Source organism: Roseitalea sp. MMSF_3546 (assembly GCF_030732865.1).
Taxonomy (GTDB): domain Bacteria; phylum Pseudomonadota; class Alphaproteobacteria; order Rhizobiales; family Rhizobiaceae; genus Roseitalea.
The window spans coordinates 192071-211125 of the sequence record NZ_JASHKB010000001.1 but is presented as its reverse complement, the minus strand read 5'-3'; the positions used below and the strand labels follow the sequence as shown (position 1 = coordinate 211125).

Annotated in this window: 20 protein-coding genes; 14 read left to right on the top strand and 6 right to left on the bottom strand. The window is 67.3% G+C overall.

Annotated features, from left to right (window positions below):
* Positions 1-123: 123 nt before the first annotated feature.
* From RBB34_RS01080 to sppA, 4 genes are read right to left on the bottom strand one after another with little or no spacing between them, the layout of a single operon-like run.
* Complete coding sequence (locus tag RBB34_RS01080; protein WP_306117325.1) at positions 124-1068, bottom strand: ornithine cyclodeaminase family protein; 945 nt, start codon at positions 1066-1068, stop codon at positions 124-126.
* Between the two features lie 12 nt (positions 1069-1080).
* The gene (locus RBB34_RS01075; protein ID WP_306117324.1) at positions 1081-1425 is read right to left on the bottom strand and encodes a LapA family protein; all 345 of its coding nucleotides are present in this window, start codon (positions 1423-1425) and stop codon (positions 1081-1083) included.
* A 19-nt stretch (positions 1426-1444) separates the two neighbouring features.
* Positions 1445-1729 (bottom strand): integration host factor subunit beta, encoded by a 285-nt coding sequence (locus tag RBB34_RS01070; protein WP_306117323.1) that lies wholly within the window; start codon positions 1727-1729, stop codon positions 1445-1447.
* Positions 1726-2715 (bottom strand): signal peptide peptidase SppA, encoded by a 990-nt coding sequence (gene sppA, locus RBB34_RS01065; protein ID WP_306117322.1) that lies wholly within the window; start codon positions 2713-2715, stop codon positions 1726-1728. Before sppA ends, RBB34_RS01070 begins: the two co-directional genes overlap by 4 nt.
* Positions 2716-2867: 152 nt before the next feature.
* On the opposite strand from sppA, the gene RBB34_RS01060 reads away from it, so the two are divergent.
* The 6 genes from RBB34_RS01060 (at position 2868) to ptsN (ending at position 8017) form a co-directional block, all read left to right on the top strand.
* Entirely contained in the window at positions 2868-3536 is a 669-nt protein-coding gene (locus RBB34_RS01060) for a hypothetical protein (protein ID WP_306117321.1), read from the top strand.
* 14 nt (positions 3537-3550) lie between these two features.
* Positions 3551-4090, top strand: a complete 540-nt coding sequence (locus tag RBB34_RS01055) for an LptA/OstA family protein (protein WP_306117320.1) — start codon at positions 3551-3553, stop codon at positions 4088-4090.
* A gap of 112 nt (positions 4091-4202) precedes the next feature.
* Complete coding sequence (gene lptB, locus RBB34_RS01050; protein WP_306117468.1) at positions 4203-4934, top strand: LPS export ABC transporter ATP-binding protein; 732 nt, start codon at positions 4203-4205, stop codon at positions 4932-4934.
* 135 nt (positions 4935-5069) lie between these two features.
* On the top strand, positions 5070-6587 hold the full coding sequence (rpoN, locus tag RBB34_RS01045; RefSeq protein WP_306117319.1) for an RNA polymerase factor sigma-54: 1518 nt from the start codon (positions 5070-5072) through the stop codon (positions 6585-6587).
* 130 nt (positions 6588-6717) lie between these two features.
* Positions 6718-7293, top strand: a complete 576-nt coding sequence (gene raiA, locus RBB34_RS01040) for a ribosome-associated translation inhibitor RaiA (protein ID WP_306117318.1) — start codon at positions 6718-6720, stop codon at positions 7291-7293.
* A gap of 259 nt (positions 7294-7552) precedes the next feature.
* Positions 7553-8017, top strand: a complete 465-nt coding sequence (gene ptsN / locus RBB34_RS01035; protein ID WP_306117317.1) for a PTS IIA-like nitrogen regulatory protein PtsN — start codon at positions 7553-7555, stop codon at positions 8015-8017.
* Between the two features lie 24 nt (positions 8018-8041).
* On the opposite strand, the gene ugpC is transcribed toward ptsN, so the two are convergent.
* Together ugpC and RBB34_RS01025 are read right to left on the bottom strand one after the other, a co-directional pair.
* Positions 8042-9124 carry a sn-glycerol-3-phosphate ABC transporter ATP-binding protein UgpC gene (gene ugpC, locus RBB34_RS01030; RefSeq protein WP_306117316.1) on the bottom strand — a complete coding sequence of 361 codons (1083 nt, stop codon included), beginning with the start codon at positions 9122-9124 and terminating at the stop codon, positions 8042-8044.
* Positions 9125-9150: 26 nt separating this feature from the next.
* On the bottom strand, positions 9151-9957 hold the full coding sequence (locus RBB34_RS01025; RefSeq protein ID WP_306117315.1) for an IclR family transcriptional regulator: 807 nt from the start codon (positions 9955-9957) through the stop codon (positions 9151-9153).
* 208 nt (positions 9958-10165) lie between these two features.
* Here RBB34_RS01025 and RBB34_RS01020 point away from each other — a divergent pair, with 208 nt between their 5' ends.
* From RBB34_RS01020 to RBB34_RS00985, 8 genes are all read left to right on the top strand, one after another.
* Entirely contained in the window at positions 10166-11401 is a 1236-nt protein-coding gene (locus RBB34_RS01020) for an extracellular solute-binding protein (RefSeq protein ID WP_306117314.1), read from the top strand.
* Between the two features lie 63 nt (positions 11402-11464).
* Positions 11465-12409 (top strand): sugar ABC transporter permease, encoded by a 945-nt coding sequence (locus RBB34_RS01015; RefSeq protein ID WP_306117313.1) that lies wholly within the window; start codon positions 11465-11467, stop codon positions 12407-12409.
* Entirely contained in the window at positions 12409-13263 is an 855-nt protein-coding gene (locus RBB34_RS01010; RefSeq protein WP_306117312.1) for a carbohydrate ABC transporter permease, read from the top strand. Before RBB34_RS01015 ends, RBB34_RS01010 begins: the two co-directional genes overlap by 1 nt.
* Before the next feature lie 6 nt (positions 13264-13269).
* Positions 13270-14649: an alpha-glucosidase/alpha-galactosidase gene (locus tag RBB34_RS01005; RefSeq protein ID WP_306117311.1), complete on the top strand. Its 1380-nt coding sequence runs from the start codon at positions 13270-13272 to the stop codon at positions 14647-14649.
* 17 nt (positions 14650-14666) lie between these two features.
* Positions 14667-15434 carry an SDR family oxidoreductase gene (locus RBB34_RS01000; RefSeq protein WP_306117310.1) on the top strand — a complete coding sequence of 256 codons (768 nt, stop codon included), beginning with the start codon at positions 14667-14669 and terminating at the stop codon, positions 15432-15434.
* Between the two features lie 8 nt (positions 15435-15442).
* Positions 15443-16399: a 2-dehydro-3-deoxygalactonokinase gene (locus RBB34_RS00995; RefSeq protein ID WP_306117309.1), complete on the top strand. Its 957-nt coding sequence runs from the start codon at positions 15443-15445 to the stop codon at positions 16397-16399.
* Positions 16400-16401: 2 nt separating this feature from the next.
* Positions 16402-17046, top strand: a complete 645-nt coding sequence (locus RBB34_RS00990) for a 2-dehydro-3-deoxy-6-phosphogalactonate aldolase (protein WP_306117308.1) — start codon at positions 16402-16404, stop codon at positions 17044-17046.
* Positions 17043-19028 (top strand): beta-galactosidase, encoded by a 1986-nt coding sequence (locus RBB34_RS00985; RefSeq protein WP_306117307.1) that lies wholly within the window; start codon positions 17043-17045, stop codon positions 19026-19028. Before RBB34_RS00990 ends, RBB34_RS00985 begins: the two co-directional genes overlap by 4 nt.
* Positions 19029-19055: the final 27 nt, after the last annotated feature.

Below are 19055 nucleotides of genomic sequence, written 5' to 3'. Positions count from 1 at the left end.
GAGGCAAGCAATGGACGAACTAGACCAAGGCTATCGGGACAATGTCGGCACGGTGTTCTTCTGGTCGCTGATCGCGTGCCTGGCGCTGTGGCTGCTGGCCTCGCTGTTCGGCTGAGCGCCGGCTCACAGGCCGCACCGGTCGGCGACCAGCGTGGCGGCGGCGATGTCCTCGAGCGAGGCGCCGGTCGACTTGAACACGGTGACCTCCCCGGCGCTCGTGCGGCCGGGGTGGGCGCCCTCGACGAGATCGCGCAGTTCGGCCCTGATATGGCCGCGCGCGATGCGCCCGGCCTTGATCGGCTGCACGATGTCGCCGCCCTCATGCAGCGCCCCGGCATAGGTGTCGACGAAGACGCTCGCCATCTCGATGCAGCGGTCGTCGCTCTCGCGCATGTCCGGGGTGAAGGCGCCGACCAGATCGACATGCGTGCCCGGTTTGACATGGGCCCCCTTGACCAGCGGCTCGGTCGATAGCGTCGCCGCGGTGATCACGTCGGCCTCGCCGATGGCCGCGTCGAGTTGGCCTGCGGGCACGTGGCGCGCATCATGGCCCTCGGCCGCCAGTTCGGCGGCGAGGCGTTCGGCCGACGCCTCGCGGCGGTTCCACACAGCGATCGCCTGGAAGTCGCGCACGGCCAAGTGGGCGCGGGCAAGAAACGGGGCGAGCGCGCCGGCGCCGATGACAAGCAGCGTGCGCGGTTCGGCCGGGGCGAGGTAGCGGGCGGCAAGGGCGGAGGCGGCGGCCGTGCGCCAAAGGGTCAGGCGCGTGCCGTCGAGCATGGCGACCGGCGCGCCGGTGGTCTTGTCCATCAGCACGACCGATCCCATCACCGTGGGCAGCGAGCGCGTGCCGTTGTCGGGCGTGACGACGACCATCTTGACAGCGATGTGCCGGTCCGACCAGGCCGGCATCAGCAGCAGCGTCTGATCGTCGCCGGCCGCATTGGCGATGGTGTGGTGGTGTCGCGGCGGGGCATGGACGCCGCCGGCGAACGCCTCCCGCAGCACGTCGACCAGCGCCGGGAAATCAAGGGCCGCATCGATGTCCGATGCCGAAACGATACGCATCGGCCGACCGGCTCAGCGCTGCAGGACGAGGGAATTGCCGGCGGTGTCGTCGGTCCCCGCCTTGCGCTTGGTCTCCTCGACCTCGTAGCGCAGCTTCTGCGCCTCGCGCTTGTAGCTGCGCTCCTGCTTGCGGTGCTTGCCCTGGGCCAGCCAGGCGCCGACGCCGCCCGCCACGATGCCGATCGCGGCCGCGCAGAACAGCCAGACGAACAGCGGCGCCTCATAGGTCAGAGCCGGATTGCCGGGATTAAACACATCGATGCTCAGCGGCACCGACCGGCGGTTGGCGACCATCAGCGCGATCAGCATGATCGCCAGCGGGATCAGGATGAGGACGTAGAGAATGCGGCGCAGCATGGCAGGTCCGATCGGTGGGTCAGCCCGCCCCGTTGAGGCGGTTGCGCAATTCCTTGCCGGTCTTGAAGAAAGGCACCCATTTCTCCTCGACCATGACGGTCTCGCCGGTGCGCGGATTGCGGCCCTCGCGCGCCGGGCGGTTCTTGACCGAAAAGGCGCCGAAACCACGCAGCTCGACGCGGTTGCCCTGAGCCAGCGTCTCGGCGATCTCGTCGAGCACGGCGTTGACGATGTTCTCGACGTCGCGCTGATAAAGATGCGGGTTGCGATTGGCGATGATCTGCACGAGCTCTGATTTGATCATGGGTTTGATGCTGCTGGAGAAACCGGACTTTCAGCGTGCCAAAGGGAGACAAGGCCGTCAAGGAAAAGCCGCTCCTGAAGCGCCTCGACGGCCGGCGCCGAAAGCGGCGCAAGGCCGGTCGCCCGTGCAAAGCGCGCCACGATCGAATCGAGCAGCAGCGATGCCGCCGAAGGCGTACGCGGTTCCCAGTCGACCGTCCGCAGATCGGGATCGACGCCCTGCTCGGTCAGCCAGGCGCGCGCCACGTCCTGGCCGCCCAGCGCGTCGACCAGACCGTTCTGCAGGCCTTGACGGCCGGTGAAGACCGAACCGTCGGCAAGGCGGTCGATGGTCTGGGCGTCGAAGCCCCGCCGCTCGGCGACCAGGTCCTTGAACCACTGATAGCTGTCGAGAACCATCTGGCGGATCATGCGTTCGGCGCCCGGCGGCGGTTCGCCGAAAAAGGACGGCTCGGACTTCAGCGGGGTCGACTTGATGTCGGTGACTTCGATGCCCCAGCTCTCCAGCAGCCCGGAAAAATTCGGATACTGCACGATCACCCCGATGGAGCCGACGATGGAAGTGTGGCGCGCGACGATGTGATCGGCGGCGGTCGCGATCATGTAGCCGGCGGACGCGCCCAGCGTGTCGATCCGGGCGACGACGGGCTTGTCGGCGGCGATGTCGCGGACGGCGTGGTAGAGCGCCTCGCCGGCCGCCGTCGTGCCGCCGGGGGAGTCGATGGTCACGATGACGCCCGCAACGCGGCTGCTACGGGCGATCTGTTCGAGCAGATCGAGCATGCGCTCGTCGCCCAGGAGCGTGCCGGCAATGGAAACGTTGGCAACGTGGGGCCGGGCCTGGGGGCCGAGCCGGTCCGTGCCGAAACGGGCGGCGAGGGCGACGATGATGGCCAGGGCCGCAAGCACCGACACGATGCGCCAGAAGGTCAGCTTGCGACGCATCCGCTGCCGGTCCACGATGTCGTCGGCGCGCAATGGTTCCATCGTCTCTGGCTCCCGGTCCGGTTGCATCGGCGGCCCGCCCGCCGCATGCAGTTAGCACATCCCAAATCGACCACAATGCGAATTTAGCGCGCAGTCACGCAAATGAAGTATGGTCCCGCGAAATCCAGCCGGCAATGCCAAGGTTCCATGCCATGAGCCAGACACGTCAGCCGCCCCGGCAAGGCGCCTATGCGCGGGCCGCCTCGCATTCCTCGCGGGTGCGGCTGCTCAAATGGCTGGTGCCGGCGCTGGCGACGGTCGGCCTGGCCGCCCTTGCCGGTGTCGTCATCGTCTCGCGGCTGACGACGCCCGGGCTCGAATTCGACCCCTCGGCCAGCGGCATCGTCGACGGTCAGTTCGTCATCGCCGATCCGGTTCTGAACGGGTTCACCGCCGATGACCGGGCCTACCGGGTCGCGGCGCAGCGGGCGCGACAGACGCTGGGCACGACCGTGATCGGCCTCGACGCGCTCGACGCCGAAATCGAGCTCGAGGACGGCCGGACCGTGGACCTGATCGCCGAAACCGGCGTGTTCGATACCGACACCAGCGTGCTCGATATCGAAAGAGCCGGCACGGTGACCATCTCCGACGGGACGCGGGCGGTGTTCTCGGCCATGCGCATCGACTTCGATGCCGGGGCGCTTGAAACGCGCGAGCCGTTGACGATCAGCCGCCCCGGCCTTCGAATCGAGGCGGGCCGGCTGCGCGTCGAGGACAATGGGCGCAGGATGGTGTTTGAAAACGATGTCGGTGTGGTGATACAGCCGGATGCGCCCGGCATGGCGCTGAACGCCGGGGCCGGCGAGGCCGAGCGATGATGATGGACCAAGACATGACCCGCACCGCGTTGCGCATCTGCCTGGGCGTTGCCCTTGCCGTTCTGTTGGCCTGGCCACAGTCCGGCCTGGCACAGGGGCGCGGCACCAATTTCGCCATCACCGCCGACGAACCGGTGCAGGTCGACGGCGACCGGCTCGAAGTGCTCGAGGACCAGGGCCGGGCGATCTTCGAGGGCAATGTGCGAGTCGTGCAGGGGCAGACGGTGATGCGCACCGGACGGCTGGTGATCCATTACGCGCGCGGCGAAGGCGGATCGCTGATCGAGGGCGGTTCGGCGATCGAGCGCCTTGAGGCGAGCAATGGCGTCAACATCCAGTCCGGCGAGCAGGTGGCGACCGGCGAGCGCGCCGAATACGACATGGCCTCGGCGACGCTGACGCTTTCGGGCCAGCGCGTGACATTGTCGGAAGCCGGCAACGTGGCGACCGGATGCCGGCTCACCGTGAACATGCGCTCGAGCCGTGCCCGGCTGGAAGGCTGCGGCGACCAGAGCTCGCGGCCGACCATCCTCATCCAGCCGCGCAACCGCTGACCGAAGCGCCCGCAACCCGCATGACATCGCGCCCGCGCCCTTGACCGCCGCTCCCGAGCCCCCCGCCAACGGGCAAGACGGCAACCGCCCCGCCGCCCGCCGCAACGGGCGCATCGACCTGACGGGCACGCTGATCGCGCGCGGGCTGACCAAGAGCTATCGCGGCCGGCGCGTGGTCGACGGCGCGTCCATGGCGGTGCGCACAGGCGAGGCGGTGGGCCTGTTGGGGCCGAACGGGGCGGGCAAGACCACCTGCTTTTACATGGTCACCGGGCTGGTGCCCGTCGATGCCGGCCAGATCCTGATCGACGGCAACGACGTCACGCACATGCCCATGTATCAGCGCGCCCGGCTGGGGATCGGCTATCTGCCGCAGGAAGCCTCGATCTTTCGCGGATTGAGCGTGGAGAAGAACATTCTCGCCGTGCTCGAAGTGGTCGAAAAGAGCGCCAGGGCGCGCGCGCGCAAGCTCGACGCGCTGCTCGAGGAGTTTTCGATCGCGCATCTGCGCAAGTCGCCGTCGATCGCGCTGTCGGGCGGCGAGCGGCGGCGCTGCGAGATCGCCAGGGCGCTCGCCTCCGAGCCGGCCTTCATGCTGCTCGACGAACCGTTCGCCGGTGTCGACCCGATCGCGGTCGCCGACATTCAGGAACTGGTGCGGCATCTGACAAGACGCGGCATCGGCGTTCTGATCACCGATCACAATGTTCGCGAAACGCTGGGGCTGATCGACCGGGCCTACATCATCCATGCCGGCAAGGTGCTCACCCATGGCACGCCAAGGCAGATCATCGCCAACCCCGATGTGCGCCGGCTTTACCTTGGCGACCGGTTTACCCTTTGAACCGGCTTTGCCGCGCCGCGACGATCGGGCACTGGCCATCGCGTTGAAAAAGCGCTTCAATGGCGCTCATGCAAGCTGCGGGCCATTTGCCGCGGCGGGGACCGGACGCGTAGCGGGTATTCGAGTGGACGAGTGATGGCGCTGTCGGCACGCCTCAACCTGCGTCAGACCCAATCCATGGTCATGACGCCGCAATTGCTGCAGTCGATCCGGCTGCTTCAACTGGGCCATGTCGAGCTGCAGCGTTTCATCGACGAGCAGATCGAGCGCAATCCGCTGCTCGAGCGCGCCGAGGAGGGTGCGGCGCGTGCTGCCGAGATCGGCCCGGACGATGCCGAGAACGCGCCGGGGAGCGGAGCCGAGCCGGCCGCCCATGGCACCGATATCGCCGCAATGGCCGAGGCGGTCGACGCCGCGCCCGAGGACGTCTTCGCCGAGGACGCGCCGCGCATGGAGCGCGCCTCCGATCGCCTCGGACCCGGACCGGCGAGCGGGCCGGTCGGCGGCGTGGTCGAGACGGACTGGACGGTCGAGGAGCTGCCGGCCGGCCGGCCGGGCCTGCGCCAGATCGTCGCCGAGCAGATCGCGCTCGCCTTTGCCGCGCCGGCCGACCGGATGATCGCCGCCGAACTCGCCGACGGGCTCGACGAGCGCGGCTATCTGGACGCCGATCTGGGCGCGCTGGCGCGCCGTTTCGGTGTCGACCGGCGGCGCGTTGCGACGGTGCTCAAAAGGCTGCAGCGCTTCGATCCGCCGGGGCTCTTCGCGCGCGATCTCGGCGAATGTCTGGCCCTGCAATGCGCCCGGCGCGACCGGCTCGACCCGGCCATGGCGGCGCTTCTGGAGAATCTCGAGCTTCTGGCGCGCCGCGATTTCGCCGCGCTCGGCCGGATCTGCGGCGTCGACCAGTCCGATCTGATCGACATGCTGGCCGAAATCCGCACGCTCGACCCGCGGCCGGGCCTCGCCTTCGACAGCGCACCCACCGAGACCATCATTCACGATGTCGAATTGCGCAAGGCGCCCGACGGGGCCTGGCTGGTCGATCTGAACGCCGACGCGCTGCCGCGCGTGCTCGTCGACCGGGGCTATCATGCGCGGATCAGCGCGGGCGTGCGCGACGGCGAGGAGAAGGCCTTCCTCACCCAGTGCCTGCAGGACGCCAGCTGGCTGGAGCGCAGCCTCGACCAGCGCGCCAACACGATCCTCAAGGTCGCCGCCGAGATCGTGCGCCAGCAGGACGGGTTCTTCGAGCATGGCGTCGGCGCGCTCAAGCCGATGACCATGAAGGCGGTCGCCGATGCGATATCGATGCACGAATCGACGATCAGCCGGGTGGCGGCGAACAAGTACATGCTCACGCCGCGCGGCCTGTTCGAATTCCGCTATTTCTTCACCGGCACGATCGGCGCGAGGACGGGCACGGGCGAGGGACACTCGACCGAAAGCGTGCGCCAGCGCATCCGCGACCTGATCGATGCGGAATCGCCCGCAAAAGTGCTGTCGGACGATGCGCTTGTGTCGATGCTGCAGGACGAGGGCATCGACATTGCACGCCGCACGGTCGCCAAGTATCGCGAATCGATGAACATCGCCTCGTCGGTGCAGCGTCGGCGCGAAAAGCGGGCCCGCGCCATGGCCGAGGCCGGCTGAACGGGCCCGAAAGGGCGAACGCACGGCTTTTGCCGCGCGAACCCTTCACAATATGTGCCGATTGCACCAATCTGTCGCTGCTGCGTTGAGCCAGGGCAGCCAATAATGATGGTTCGAAAGAGGTGACACGATGAGCCTGCGCGTTTCGGGAAAGCACATGGAGATCGGCGACGCGTTCCGCACGCGGATCGAGGACCGGATCGACGAAGCGATCACCAAGTACTTCAGCGGGCGTGCCTCCGGGCACGTGACGGTCGAGAAGTCGAAGTCGCGCTTCACCACCGACTGCATGCTGCATCTTGATTCGGGCGCCATGCTGCAGGCCACCGGCGAAGCACAGGATCCGCAAGCCTCCTTCGATGCCGCCGCCGAACGCATCGAAAAGCGCCTGCGCCGCTACAAGCGCCGGCTGAAATCGCACCACGCCAATGGCGCGGCCACGCGCACCGAGGAGTACGCCTATCGCGTTCTGGAGGCGCTGCCCGAGGACGATGAAGAGGACATTCCCGACGATTATGCGCCGCTGGTGATCGCCGAAACCCGCAAGAGCTTATCAACAATGCCCGTCTCCTCGGCGGTTTTGCAACTGGACCTGCAGGACACGCCGGTCTATGTGTTCCGCAACGCGGGCAGCGGAGGCGTCAATCTCGTCTATCGGCGCCCGGACGGAAACATCGGCTGGATCGATCCGGGTTCACTGGAGTAAGCCAGGCGTCCGGTTCCGACGTTCGCATCCCACCGGCAACACACATCGATGCAAACGCCGGAACCAAAGGCCACTGGCAACGCTTTGATTTGCTTGGAGTCTCGAGTTTGACATTTGATTTCGAGCGCGACATCGAGCGGGTATCAAATGTCAAATCCGCTTCACCAGGGACCGGCTCTGCCTGGCGGGGAGCCGGACGTCCATCCGTGATGCCGGCCAAATGGCGCATGCCGCGGTCCGGCGACGCAAGGTGATCGACATGAATCTAGGCGACATACTGCCTCGGGAGGCCGTGATCGGTGATCTGCGGGCCAGTTCGAAGAAGCAGCTCCTTCAGGCCATCGCCGAGCATGCCGCCGACCTGACCGGCCTGTCGGCGCGCGAAATCTTCGACACGATCCTGCAGCGCGAGAAGCTGGGCTCGACGGGCGTGGGCAACGGCATCGCCATCCCGCACGGCAAGTTCCCCAATTTCGACCGCATCACCGGTGTGTTCGCGCGGCTGTCGGCGCCCATCGATTTCGATGCGCTCGACGATCAGCCGGTGGATCTGGTCTTCCTGCTGCTGGCCCCCGAAAGCGCCGGCGCCGATCACCTCAAGGCGCTGTCGCGGATCGCCCGGCTGATGCGCGATCCGGTGCGGGTCGCCCATCTGCGCGCGACCTCCGATCCGGACGCGCTGTATGACTATCTGGTCAGCGAACCGGCCTCGAACGCGGCCTGAGCCCGGCGACGGATTTCCGATGCCCTAACGGATGCGCCGGCCGCTGCCGGTGTCGAACAGCATGGCGCGGGCGGGGTCGAACCGGGCGGCGATCTCGGCGCCGGGCGCGGCCGAATGGCCCTCGCCGAGCGCGATCGTCAGCGGGTTGTCGCTGTCGGCGCCCGAATAGCCGTAGGACACGCCGCCAAGATCCTCGATGACGTCGAGCCGGGTGCGAAGCTGCGCGGTCCCGTCCCTCGAGAAATGCTCGGGCCGGATGCCGAAGGTCAGCTTTGTGCCCGGCGCCGGGGCGTCGCGGACGGGCACCTCGGCCTGCGTGCCGTCGAAATCGGTGAGCGCGACGCGCGCGGTGCCGTTTTCGGCGCCGGTCACCTCGCCGGCAAGAAAGTTCATCTTGGGCGAACCTATGAAGCCGGCGACGAACAGATTGTCGGGATCGCCGTAAAGGTCGAGCGGCCGGCCGACCTGCTCGATCCGCCCGGCGCGCAGCACGACGATCTTGTCGGCCAGCGTCATCGCCTCGACCTGGTCGTGGGTGACGTAGATCATCGTCGCGCCCAGATCGTTGTGCAGCTTGGCGATTTCCAGCCTCATGCGCACGCGCAGTTCGGCGTCCAGGTTGGACAGCGGCTCGTCGAACAGGAACACCTTGGGCTCGCGCACGATCGCCCGGCCGATGGCGACGCGCTGGCGCTGACCGCCCGAAAGCTGCTTGGGCTTGCGCTTGAGCAACTCCTCAAGGTGCAGGATCGCGGCGGCGCGCTGAACGCGCTCGCGCACCAGCCCGGGGTCGGCGCCGGTCATGCGCAGGCCGAAGCCCATATTCTCCTCCACCGTCATGTGCGGATAGAGCGCATAGGACTGGAACACCATGGCAACGCCCCGGTCGGCGGGCTCGGTATCGGTGACGTCCTCGTCGCCGATGGCGATGGTGCCGCCCGTCGCCTCCTCCAGGCCCGCCACCAGACGCAGAAGCGTCGACTTGCCGCAACCCGACGGTCCCACGAACACGGTGAACTCGCCCGATTCGATCTGCAGATCGACACCGTGGATGATTTCCACATTGCCGAACGATTTCCTGAGTTGCTTGAGTTCGACCTCGGCCAATGCGTGCCTCCCCTGCCCCCGCGCGATCAGGCGCGCGGTCCCAACCTGATTTCGATGTCGTTGTTGATGGCCTGCGCCGTGCGGCGCACCTCGTCCGCCCATCCGGCGAGCTGGGCCATCGCAATGCGATAGCTCGGCGCGGTGACCGAGACCGCGCCGACCAGCGACCGGTCGGGCGAATGAATGGGCGCGGCGATGCAGTGAATGCCCGGCTCGTGCTCCTCGCGGTCAAACGCGATGCCCGTGCGGCGGATATCGGCGATCTCGGCCAGCAGGGCGGACGCATCGGTGATGGTGGTCTCGGTATGGCGCCTGAAGGTCAGGCGGCGAACGAGCGCCTGGGCCGCCTGCATCGGCATGGCCGCCAGCGCCGCCTTGCCGACGCCGGTGCAATAGCATGGCGAGGCATTGCCGATCTGGCTGTGCATGCGCACCGACTGTCGCGACTCCACCTTGTCCAGATAGACGACCTCCAGATCGTGCAGGACGCCCAGATGCACCGTCTCCCCGGTCGCCGCATGCAGCGCCGCCAGGTGCGGCTCGGCGACCTCGCGGAAGCGATTGCCGGACCAGGCATTGGAGGCAAAGCGCAACAGGCGGACGCCGAGCTGGTAGGAATGGTCGGGATTGACCTGCAACAGCCCCTCCGAGACCAGATTGGAGACCTGCCGGTGCAGGGTCGCCGCCGGCTGCGGGATCGCCTCGCGCAGATCGCGAAAGCGCAAGGGACGTTCGGCCCGCGCGACCGTATCGAGCACGGCCATCGCCTTGCCCAGCGTGCCGGTGCCCGAGCCCGCCCTGTCGCCCGATGCCCTTTCGGCGGACATGGTCATCGTCTCCTTCCCGGTTCGCGGCGCGTCAGGGCGCACGCCCTTGACATTGCAGGAATGCTAGATCAATAATTCACAATAGTCAAATCGGATTCCATTATTCGGAATGGATTGGACTGTGAATGGCGTGCATCCGGGCCGTTCCCGGCACGGCGGCGCGCTCTTGGCAGGGCGAGCGCGACGACGCTCGCATTCGGGAGGTAAACTGCACATGAAACACATCGTCAAAACCGCCGTGCTCGGCGCAGCCACGCTCGCCATGATGGCCGGCTCGGCGCTTGCACGCGATCTCGTCATCACGTTCGATGATCTCAATCCGGCACCCAAGGAGTCGTTCGAATGGGTGATCGAGCAGTTCAAGGCCGAATATCCGGACATCAACGTGACCACCAACATCAACGATCGCGAGGCGCACAAGACCGCGATCCGCAACTTCCTGTCGGCCGACGCGCCCGACGTGACCTCCTGGTATGCCGGCAACCGCATGGCGCCGTTCGTCGAGGCCGGCCTGTTCGATGACGTGTCCGACGTCTGGGAGGAGAACGGGTTCGACGAGACGCTGGCCTCGACCATGCCGTCCATGACGATTGACGGCAAGCAGTGGGGCGTGCCCTATACCTACTACCAGTGGGGCGTCTACTACCGGAAGGACATCTTCGAGGAGCTCGGCCTGGAGGAGCCGCAGACCTGGGAAGAGCTGCTCGAGGTTTCCCGTACGCTCTCGGAGAACGACATCACACCGTTCACCATCGGCACCCAGTTCCTGTGGACCGCCGCCGGCGTGTTCGACTATCTGAACCTGCGTCAGAACGGCTACGACTTCCACATGGATCTGACCGCGGGCCGCGTTGACTGGACCGACGACCGCGTGCGGGCGACCTTCGACCGCTGGAACGAGCTGATGGACGCCGGCGGCTTCATCGAGAACCACGCCACGATGAGCTGGCAGGACGCGCTGGCGCCGTTCGTGCAGGGCGAGGCGGGCATGTATGTCATGGGTAATTTCGCCGTCGCAGCGATGCGCGACGCCGGACTGACCAACGACCAGATCGACTTCTTCCAGTTCCCGGTCATCGATCCGGACATTCCGAACGCCGAGGAAGCACCGACCGATACCTGGCACATTCCCTCCAACGCCCAGAACAAGGAAGATGCGCGCCTGTTCCTGGCCTTCGTGGCGCGTCCGGACATCCAGACCGAGTGGAACAAGCGGCTTGGCCAGCTTCCGGTCAACTCGGAGGCCGAGGTGGGCGACGACAAGTTCCTGCAGCAGGGCTTCGAGGTCCTCAACGACGCCGCCGGCATCGCCCAGTTCTTCGACCGCGACGCGCCTGCCGAGATGGCCAAGGCCGGCATGGAGGGCTTCCAGGAGTTCATGATCAATCCCGATCGCCTGGACCGCATTCTGGAGCGGCTCGACCGCATCCAGGAACGGGTCTACGAGTAACCGACCAGCCATTCGATCGACCGGGCACCGCACGGTGCCCGGCCGCGCCGAGGGAGGCCGGACATGACCGATGTCGTCGTTCCGCCCATTGCCGGTTCGCCGGCGGGCGCGCGCCGCAGGCGCAGCTGGTATCGGCGCAACCGCATCGCGCTGGCGCCCTGGCTGTTTCTCGCCCCGGCGCTGATCATGTTCGCAATCTACGTGGTCGCGCCGATCTTCCAGTCGATCTGGATCTCGTTTTACGAGTGGGACGGGCTGGGCGAGGCCGAATGGGTGGGCCTGCGCAATTACGAGGACCTGCTCTACGACGACCGGTTCTACACCTCGCTGAAGAACAACGTCATCTGGCTGGTGCTCTACATGGCGGCGGTGCCGGCCGGGCTCGCCGTGGCGCTGTTCCTCAACCAGACTGTCGCCGGCATCCGCGTCTACAAGTCGCTGTTCTTTTTCCCCTTCGTGATCAGCCAGGTCGTCGTCGGGCTGATCTTCGCCTGGTTCTACAATCCCAATTTCGGCATCGTCGGGCAGGTCTGGGAGTTCTTCGGCGCAAGACCGCCGTCCATTCTGGGCGATGAGCGCTACGTCACCTATGGCATCATCTTCGCCGGGCTGTGGCCGCAGATCGCCTATTGCATGATCCTGTACCTGACCGGTCTGAACAACGTCTCGCCCGACCAGGTCGAGGCCGGCCGGCTCGACGGCGCCAGGGGCTGGCGCATGCTCTGGCACGTCATCCTGCCGCAGCTCAGGCCGGCGACCTTCATCGCCGTGGTCGTCACCGTCATCGGCGCGCTGCGCTCGTTCGATCTGATCGCGATCATGACGCAGGGCGGACCGTACGGCTCGTCCAACGTGCTGGCCTATTACATGTACGAGGTGGCGCTGTCCGAATACGGCTTCCGCTACGGCTACGGCTCGGCCATCGCCACGGTGCTGTTCACCATCATGCTGGTCTACATCTCCTATTTCCTGTGGCGGATGTGGCGCGACGAGCGGGAGGGCCGCTGATGTTCCCGGCGCCGATCCAGAAGGCCTCGCCGTCCGCGCAACTGACCTACAAGCTCGCCTTGCCGATCGCGCTGTTCGTCTGGCTGCTGCCGCTGCTGGCGATCTTCATGACCTCGATCCGCCCCGCCGCCGACATCAATGCCGGCAACGTGTTCGGCTGGCCGTCGCAGTTCCAGCTCATCGAGAACTACGTGACCGTGTTCACGACGTCCGATGCGGCGGTCTATCTGTGGAACTCGCTGCGCATTACCGTGCCGACCGTGATCGTCTCGGTGGCGCTGGCGTGCCTGGCGGGCTACGGGCTGGCGATCTATCGCGGCTTTCGCTGGGCGCTGCCGCTGTTCTTCCTGTTCGTGGCCGGCAATTTCGTGCCGTTCCAGATCCTGATGATCCCGGTGCGCGATCTTTCGGTGCGCACCGATCTTTACGACACGATCACCGGGCTGGTGCTGTTCCACGCCGCCTTTCAGACCGGCTTTTGCACGCTGTTCATGCGCAACTTCATCAAGGCGCTGCCCTATGAGCTGATCGAATCGGCACGCATCGAGGGCGTGGGCGAGTTCAAGATCTTCTGGTATCTGGTGCTGCCGCTGGTGCGGCCGGCGATCGCGGCGCTGGCGGTGCTGATCTTCACATTCGTGTGGAACGACTTCTTCTGGGCGACGGTGCTCATCCAGTCCGACGAATATCTGCCGATCACGGTCGGCGTGCGCTCGCTGAACGGGCAGTTCGTCAACCAGTGGCAGCTCGTCTCGGCAGCTTCGCTGCTCGCCGCGCTGCCGCCGGTGCTGATGTTCTTTGCCATGCAGAAGCACTTCATCGCCGGGCTGACGCTCGGCGCGACCAAGGGCTGATCGGCCATGGCCGCCGCTCCGAAAATCGCCTTCATCGGCGCCGGGTCGACCGTGTTCACGAAGAACCTGATCGGCGACATCGTCCGCCGCCAGGCGCTGGCCGAGGCCGATCTCCGGCTCATGGACATCGACGCGGGCCGGCTCGAGCAGTCGCGGCTGATCGCCGAAAAGCTCATTGCCAGCCTCGGCGCCGGTGCACGCGTGAGTGCCACCACCGACCGGCGCGCGGCGCTCGAGGGCGCCGATTTCGTCATCTGCGCCTTCCAGATCGGCGGCTACGAGCCGGCCACGGTCACCGATTTCGATGTGCCCAAGCGCTTCGGCCTGCGCCAGACCATCGCCGACACGCTGGGCCTTGGCGGCATCATGCGCGGGCTGCGGACCGTACCGCATCTGTGGGCGCTGTGCGCGGACATGGAGGAGCTGTGCCCCGAGGCGATCCTGCTGCAATACGTCAACCCGATGGCGATCAACACATGGGCGATCGCCGCGAAGTTCCCGCGCATTCGCCAGGTGGGCCTGTGCCATTCGGTGCAGGGCACGGCGGCGGAACTGGCGCGCGATCTCGACATCGAAGTCGCAACGCTGCGCTACAAGGTGGCGGGCATCAACCATGTCGCCTTCTTTCTGGAACTGGAGCAGCGCCTTCCCGACGGCCGGCGGCGCGATCTCTACCCGGCTCTGCGCGAGGGCTACCGCGCCGGACGCATGCCCAAGCCTTCATCGTGGAACCCGCGCTGCCCGAACCTGGTGCGCTACGAAACGATGATGCGGCTTGGCTATTTCGTCACCGAGAGCTCGGAGCATTTCGCCGAATACGTGCCCTGGTTCATCAAGCGCGACCGGCCGGACCTGATCGAGCGCTTCGGCATTCCGCTCGACGAATATCCCAGGCGTTGCGTCGAGCAGGTCGAAAGCTGGACCCGCGATTATGCACGGATGCAGGCGGCCGAGCGCATCGAGGTCGACGCGAGCCATGAATATGCCTCCGACATCATCGACTCGGTCGTCACCGGCACGCCGTCGGTGATCTACGGCAACGTGCCCAATGACGGGCTGATCGACGGCCTGCCGGAGGGCTGCGCGGTCGAGGTGCCGTGCCTTGTCGATGCCAATGGAATCCAGCCAACGCGCATCGGCGCGCTGCCGCCGCAACTGGCCGCGCTGATGCGCACCAATGTCAATGTGCAGGAACTGACCGTGCGCGCCCTGCTTGAGCGCAAGCGCGCGCACGTCTATCACGCTGCCATGATGGACCCGCACACCGGCGCCGAACTCGATCTCGACCAGATCTGGAACGTCGTCGACCAGCTCATCGAGGCGCATGGCCCGTGGCTGCCCGACTGGCTGCACGAGCGTGCGGCGTCGTCCATCGCCGCGCAATGACGACGAACGAGACCGCAATGAGCAGCCACCCCGTCTATCCCGATCTCGCCGGTGCCTCGGTCCTTGTCACCGGTGGCGGAACGGGAATCGGCGCCGCGCTGACCGAAGGCTTCGTGGCCCAGGGCGCAAGGGTCGCCTTCATCGATGTCGCCGAGGCGCAGAGCCGCGCGCTCGTCGATACGCTTGGCGGGCGCTATGACGCCATCCCCTATTTCCTCAATGCCGACCTGACCGACATCGCCGCCCTGCGCAAGGCGGTGGAGGATGCGGCGCGGGCGCACGGGCCGATCTCGATCCTGATCAACAATGCGGCCTGGGACGACCGCCACGAGATCGACGCGGTCGACGGGGCCTATTGGGACCGGAACCAGGCGATCAATCTGCGCCACGCCTTCTTCACCGCGCAGGCGGTGGTCGACGGCATGATCGAGGCGCGCAAGGGCGCGATCGTCAACTTCACCTCGACCTCCTACATGCTCAATATCGGCGACATGCCGGCATACACCACCGCCAAGGCGGGCATTGTCGGGCTGACCAAGGGATTGGCGGGCAAGCTGGGCAAGCACGGCATCCGCGTCAACGCGATCGCGCCGGGCTGGATCATGACCGAGCGGCAGAAAAAGCTCTGGGTCACCGACGAAGGGCTCGAGGAGATGATCGGCCGGCAATGCCTCAAGCATGCGCTTCAGCCCGAGGAGATGGTCGGGCCCTGCCTGTTCCTGGCCTCGAACGCGGCCAGCGCGATCACCGCGCAGGTGCTGCTGGCCGACGGCGGGATGCTGTGAGCGGTGCCATGCAGATCGCCGCGGTACTGGTCGACTGGGGCACCTCGCATCTGCGCATGTGGGCGGTCGATTGCTGCGGCGGCATCGTCGGCGAGGATCGCAGCGCCGAAGGCATGGGCGCGACCGCTCCGAGCGCCTTTGCCGGCGTTCTGGAGACGCATCTCGACCGCCTAGGCGCGCCGGCCGACACCCCGGTGATGATGTGCGGCATGGTCGGCGCGCGCCAGGGCTGGCTGGAGGCGCCCTATGTCGATGTGCCCGCCTGCCTCGACACGCTGGTCGACCGGGCGGTGCATGTGCAGGTTCCGGGCCGCGACATCCGCATCCTGCCCGGCATCGCCGATCGCAGCGCGGAAACCCCCGACGTCATGCGCAGCGAGGAGACGCAACTGCTTGGCCTTTGCACCGTCGCACCCGAGCCGGCGTCGCGCCTTGTCTGCATGCCCGGCACCCATGCCAAATGGGTGGAGATCGACGGCGCGGCGCGGCAGGTGCGGCGCTTCGCGACCGCGCTGACCGGCGAACTGTACGCCGCGCTCGGCACGAGCACGGTGCTGCGCCATTCGCTCGGGACCGGGTCCGTCGATGCCGACCATCCGCGCTTTGCCGAGGCCGTCGCGGCCTCGCTCGAACGGCCCGAGACGATACTGACGCGGCTGTTCGCGATCCGCCCGCACGCGCTGCTGCGCGGCGAGGGCGAGGCCGACGCGCGGGCGCGGCTGTCGGGCACGATCATCGGCCAGGACATCGCCGGCGCGATCGCGCGTTTCGGCCGGCCCGGGCGCGTGGTCCTGGTCGGCGGCGGGCGGCTCGGTGCGCTTTACGAACGCGCGCTCGATCTCGCCGGCATCGCACCGCAGATCCATGACGGCGAGGCGCTCGCGCGGGCGGGGCTTCTGGCCGCCGCGGGCAAGGTCTGGCCGCATCGCCTCGGCGGGGCGAACCCGACGCAGATCGCGGTGTAGCCATGGGCCGACCGCGAACGCCGACCGCACCATGGCCGCACCTGTCGCGCGGGCTGATCGCGATCCTGCGCGGGCTGACGCCCGACGCCGCTCCCGCCATTGCCGACGCGCTCGTCGAGGCGGGGTTCGAAGCCATCGAGGTGCCGCTCAACTCCCCCGAGCCCTTCGCCTCCATCGAGACGATCGCCCGACGCCACGGCGACACGGTGCTGGTGGGCGCCGGCACGGTGCTCGACCCGCACGATGTCGACCGGCTGGCCGATTGCGGCGGCCGTCTGCTGGTCTCGCCCAATATCGATGCCGCGGTGATGGCGCGCGCCGGCGCGCGCGGGCTGGTGACCATGCCCGGCGTCTTCACGGCGACCGAGGCGCTGGCGGCGCTGTCGCATGGCGCATCGGCGCTGAAGTTTTTCCCGGCAAGCGTGCTCGGCCCGGCCGGCATCAAGGCGGTCATGGCCATCCTGCCGAAGGGTTGCGTCGTGGGCGCGGTGGGCGGCGTTTCGGACGCCGATTTCGCCGCCTATGCGGCGGTCGGTGTGAGGACGTTCGGGCTGGGCTCGTCGCTTTTCGCACCCGGCATGGAAGCGGGCGAAGTGGCCGAGCGGGCACGGCGCGCGGTCGCCGCTCTTGACGCGATCGCGCCATGACCGCGCGGCGCCAGCGGCTGGGCACCTGCTATTATCCCGAGCACTGGCCGCGCGCGCGCTGGCCGGTGGATGCGGCGCTGATGGTCGAAGCGGGCATTTCGCATGTGCGGATCGGCGAGTTCGCCTGGAGCCGGCTCGAGCCCGAACCGGGCCGATACGATTTCGACTGGCTGGACGACGCCTTCGAGGTTCTGCACGCGGCCGGCCTGCGCGTCATTGTCGGCACGCCGACGGCGACCCCGCCCAAATGGCTGGTCGATGCCATGCCCGACATGGTCGCCATCGACGCCGAGGGGCGCCCGCGCGGCTTCGGCTCGCGCCGGCACTATTGCTTCTCCCACCGGGGATACCGGGCCGAATGCGCGCGCATCGTCGAGGCGCTGGCCAGGCGCTACGGCACTCACCCGGCCCTGGAAGCCTGGCAGACCGACAATGAATATGGCTGCCACGACACGGTAGTCAGCCACTCGGCAGCCGCCCGCGACGAATTTCGCGACTGGCTGGCGCAAAAATACCAGTCAGTCGACTCACTGAACCGGGCCTGGGGCAATGTCTTCTGGTCGATGGCCTATCGCGCATTCGACGAGATCGAGCTGCCCAACCTGACCGTCACCGAGCCCAACCCGGCCCATGTGATGGATTTCCGGCGGTTTTCCTCCGAGCAGGTGGTCAGCTTCAACCGGCTGCAGGCGCGCATCATCCGCGCCCATTCGCCGGGGCGGCCGATAAGCCACAATTTCATGGGTTCGGAGACCGGTTTCGACCACTATGCGGTGAGCGCCGATCTGGACATCGCCACCTGGGACTCCTACCCGATCGGCTTTCTCGACCGCGACACCGCGGATCCGGACCACAAGCGGCGCTATCTGGGCGTGGGCGACCCCGATCTGCAGGCCTTTCACCACGATCTGTACCGGGCCTGCGGGCAGGTGCGCAACGGCGATGCGGGGCGCTGGTGGGTGATGGAACAGCAGCCAGGCCCGGTGAACTGGGCGCCGTTCAACCCGGCGCCGGAGCCGGGCGCGCTGCGCCTTTGGGCGTTCGAGGCGTTTGCGGCGGGCGCGGAGATCGTGTCCTATTTCCGCTGGCGGCAGGTGCCGTTCGCCCAGGAGCAGATGCATGAGGGCCTGCTGCTGCCCGATGGAGAAAGGAACGAGGGCTGGCACGTCTGCCGGCAGGTCGCTGCCGAGCTCGATACGCTGGCGGCGATGGCGGTGCCGACGCGCGCGGAAGTGGCGCTGGTCTTCGACTATGAGAGCGCCTGGGCCTGGACGATCCAGCCACAGGGCGCCGACTTTTCGCATCTGGACATGGCGCTGCGGTTCTATCGCGCGCTGCGACGCTGCGGGGCGAGCGTGGATGTGGTGCCGCCGACGGCCGCGGCGGTCGCCGGACGAAGTCTGGTCGTGATGCCGTCGGTGTTCGCGCCAGGCGAGGCGCTCGTCGACGAACTGGCGCGCGGCGATGCCCAGGTGATCGTCGGCCCGCGTTCGGGCTCCAAGACGCCGGACTTTTCGATCCATCCCGATCTGCCGCCCGGCCCGCTCCGGAGGCTCATCGATATCGCCGTGACGCGTGTCGAAAGCCGGCCGCCATTTGCGCCGGTTCCGCTTGCGGACGGCACGCATTTCGAGGGCTGGCGCGAATTCGTCAGGGTCGGCGGCGGCGAAGTCGAGACCGTCCTGAAATCGCAGGACGGGCATGCGGCGCATCTGCGGTGCGGGCGGATCGACTATCTCGCCGGACGGCCCGATGCGGCTCTCGCCGAGACCATCGTGCGCGCCGCCCTCGCCCGCGCCGGCCTCGCCGCCATCGACCTGCCGCGCGATGTGCGCATCCGCGACCATGGCGCGCTGCGCTACGTCTTCAATTACGGGCCGGAGCCGGCCACGGTGCCCGATGCGGCCATGGCGGGCACGGTGGTGCTGGGCGCAAATCCGCTGCCGCCGCGCGGCGTGATGGCGCTGCGCCGCGATCTGTGACCTTGCCCGGCGGCGCCAAGGGCAATA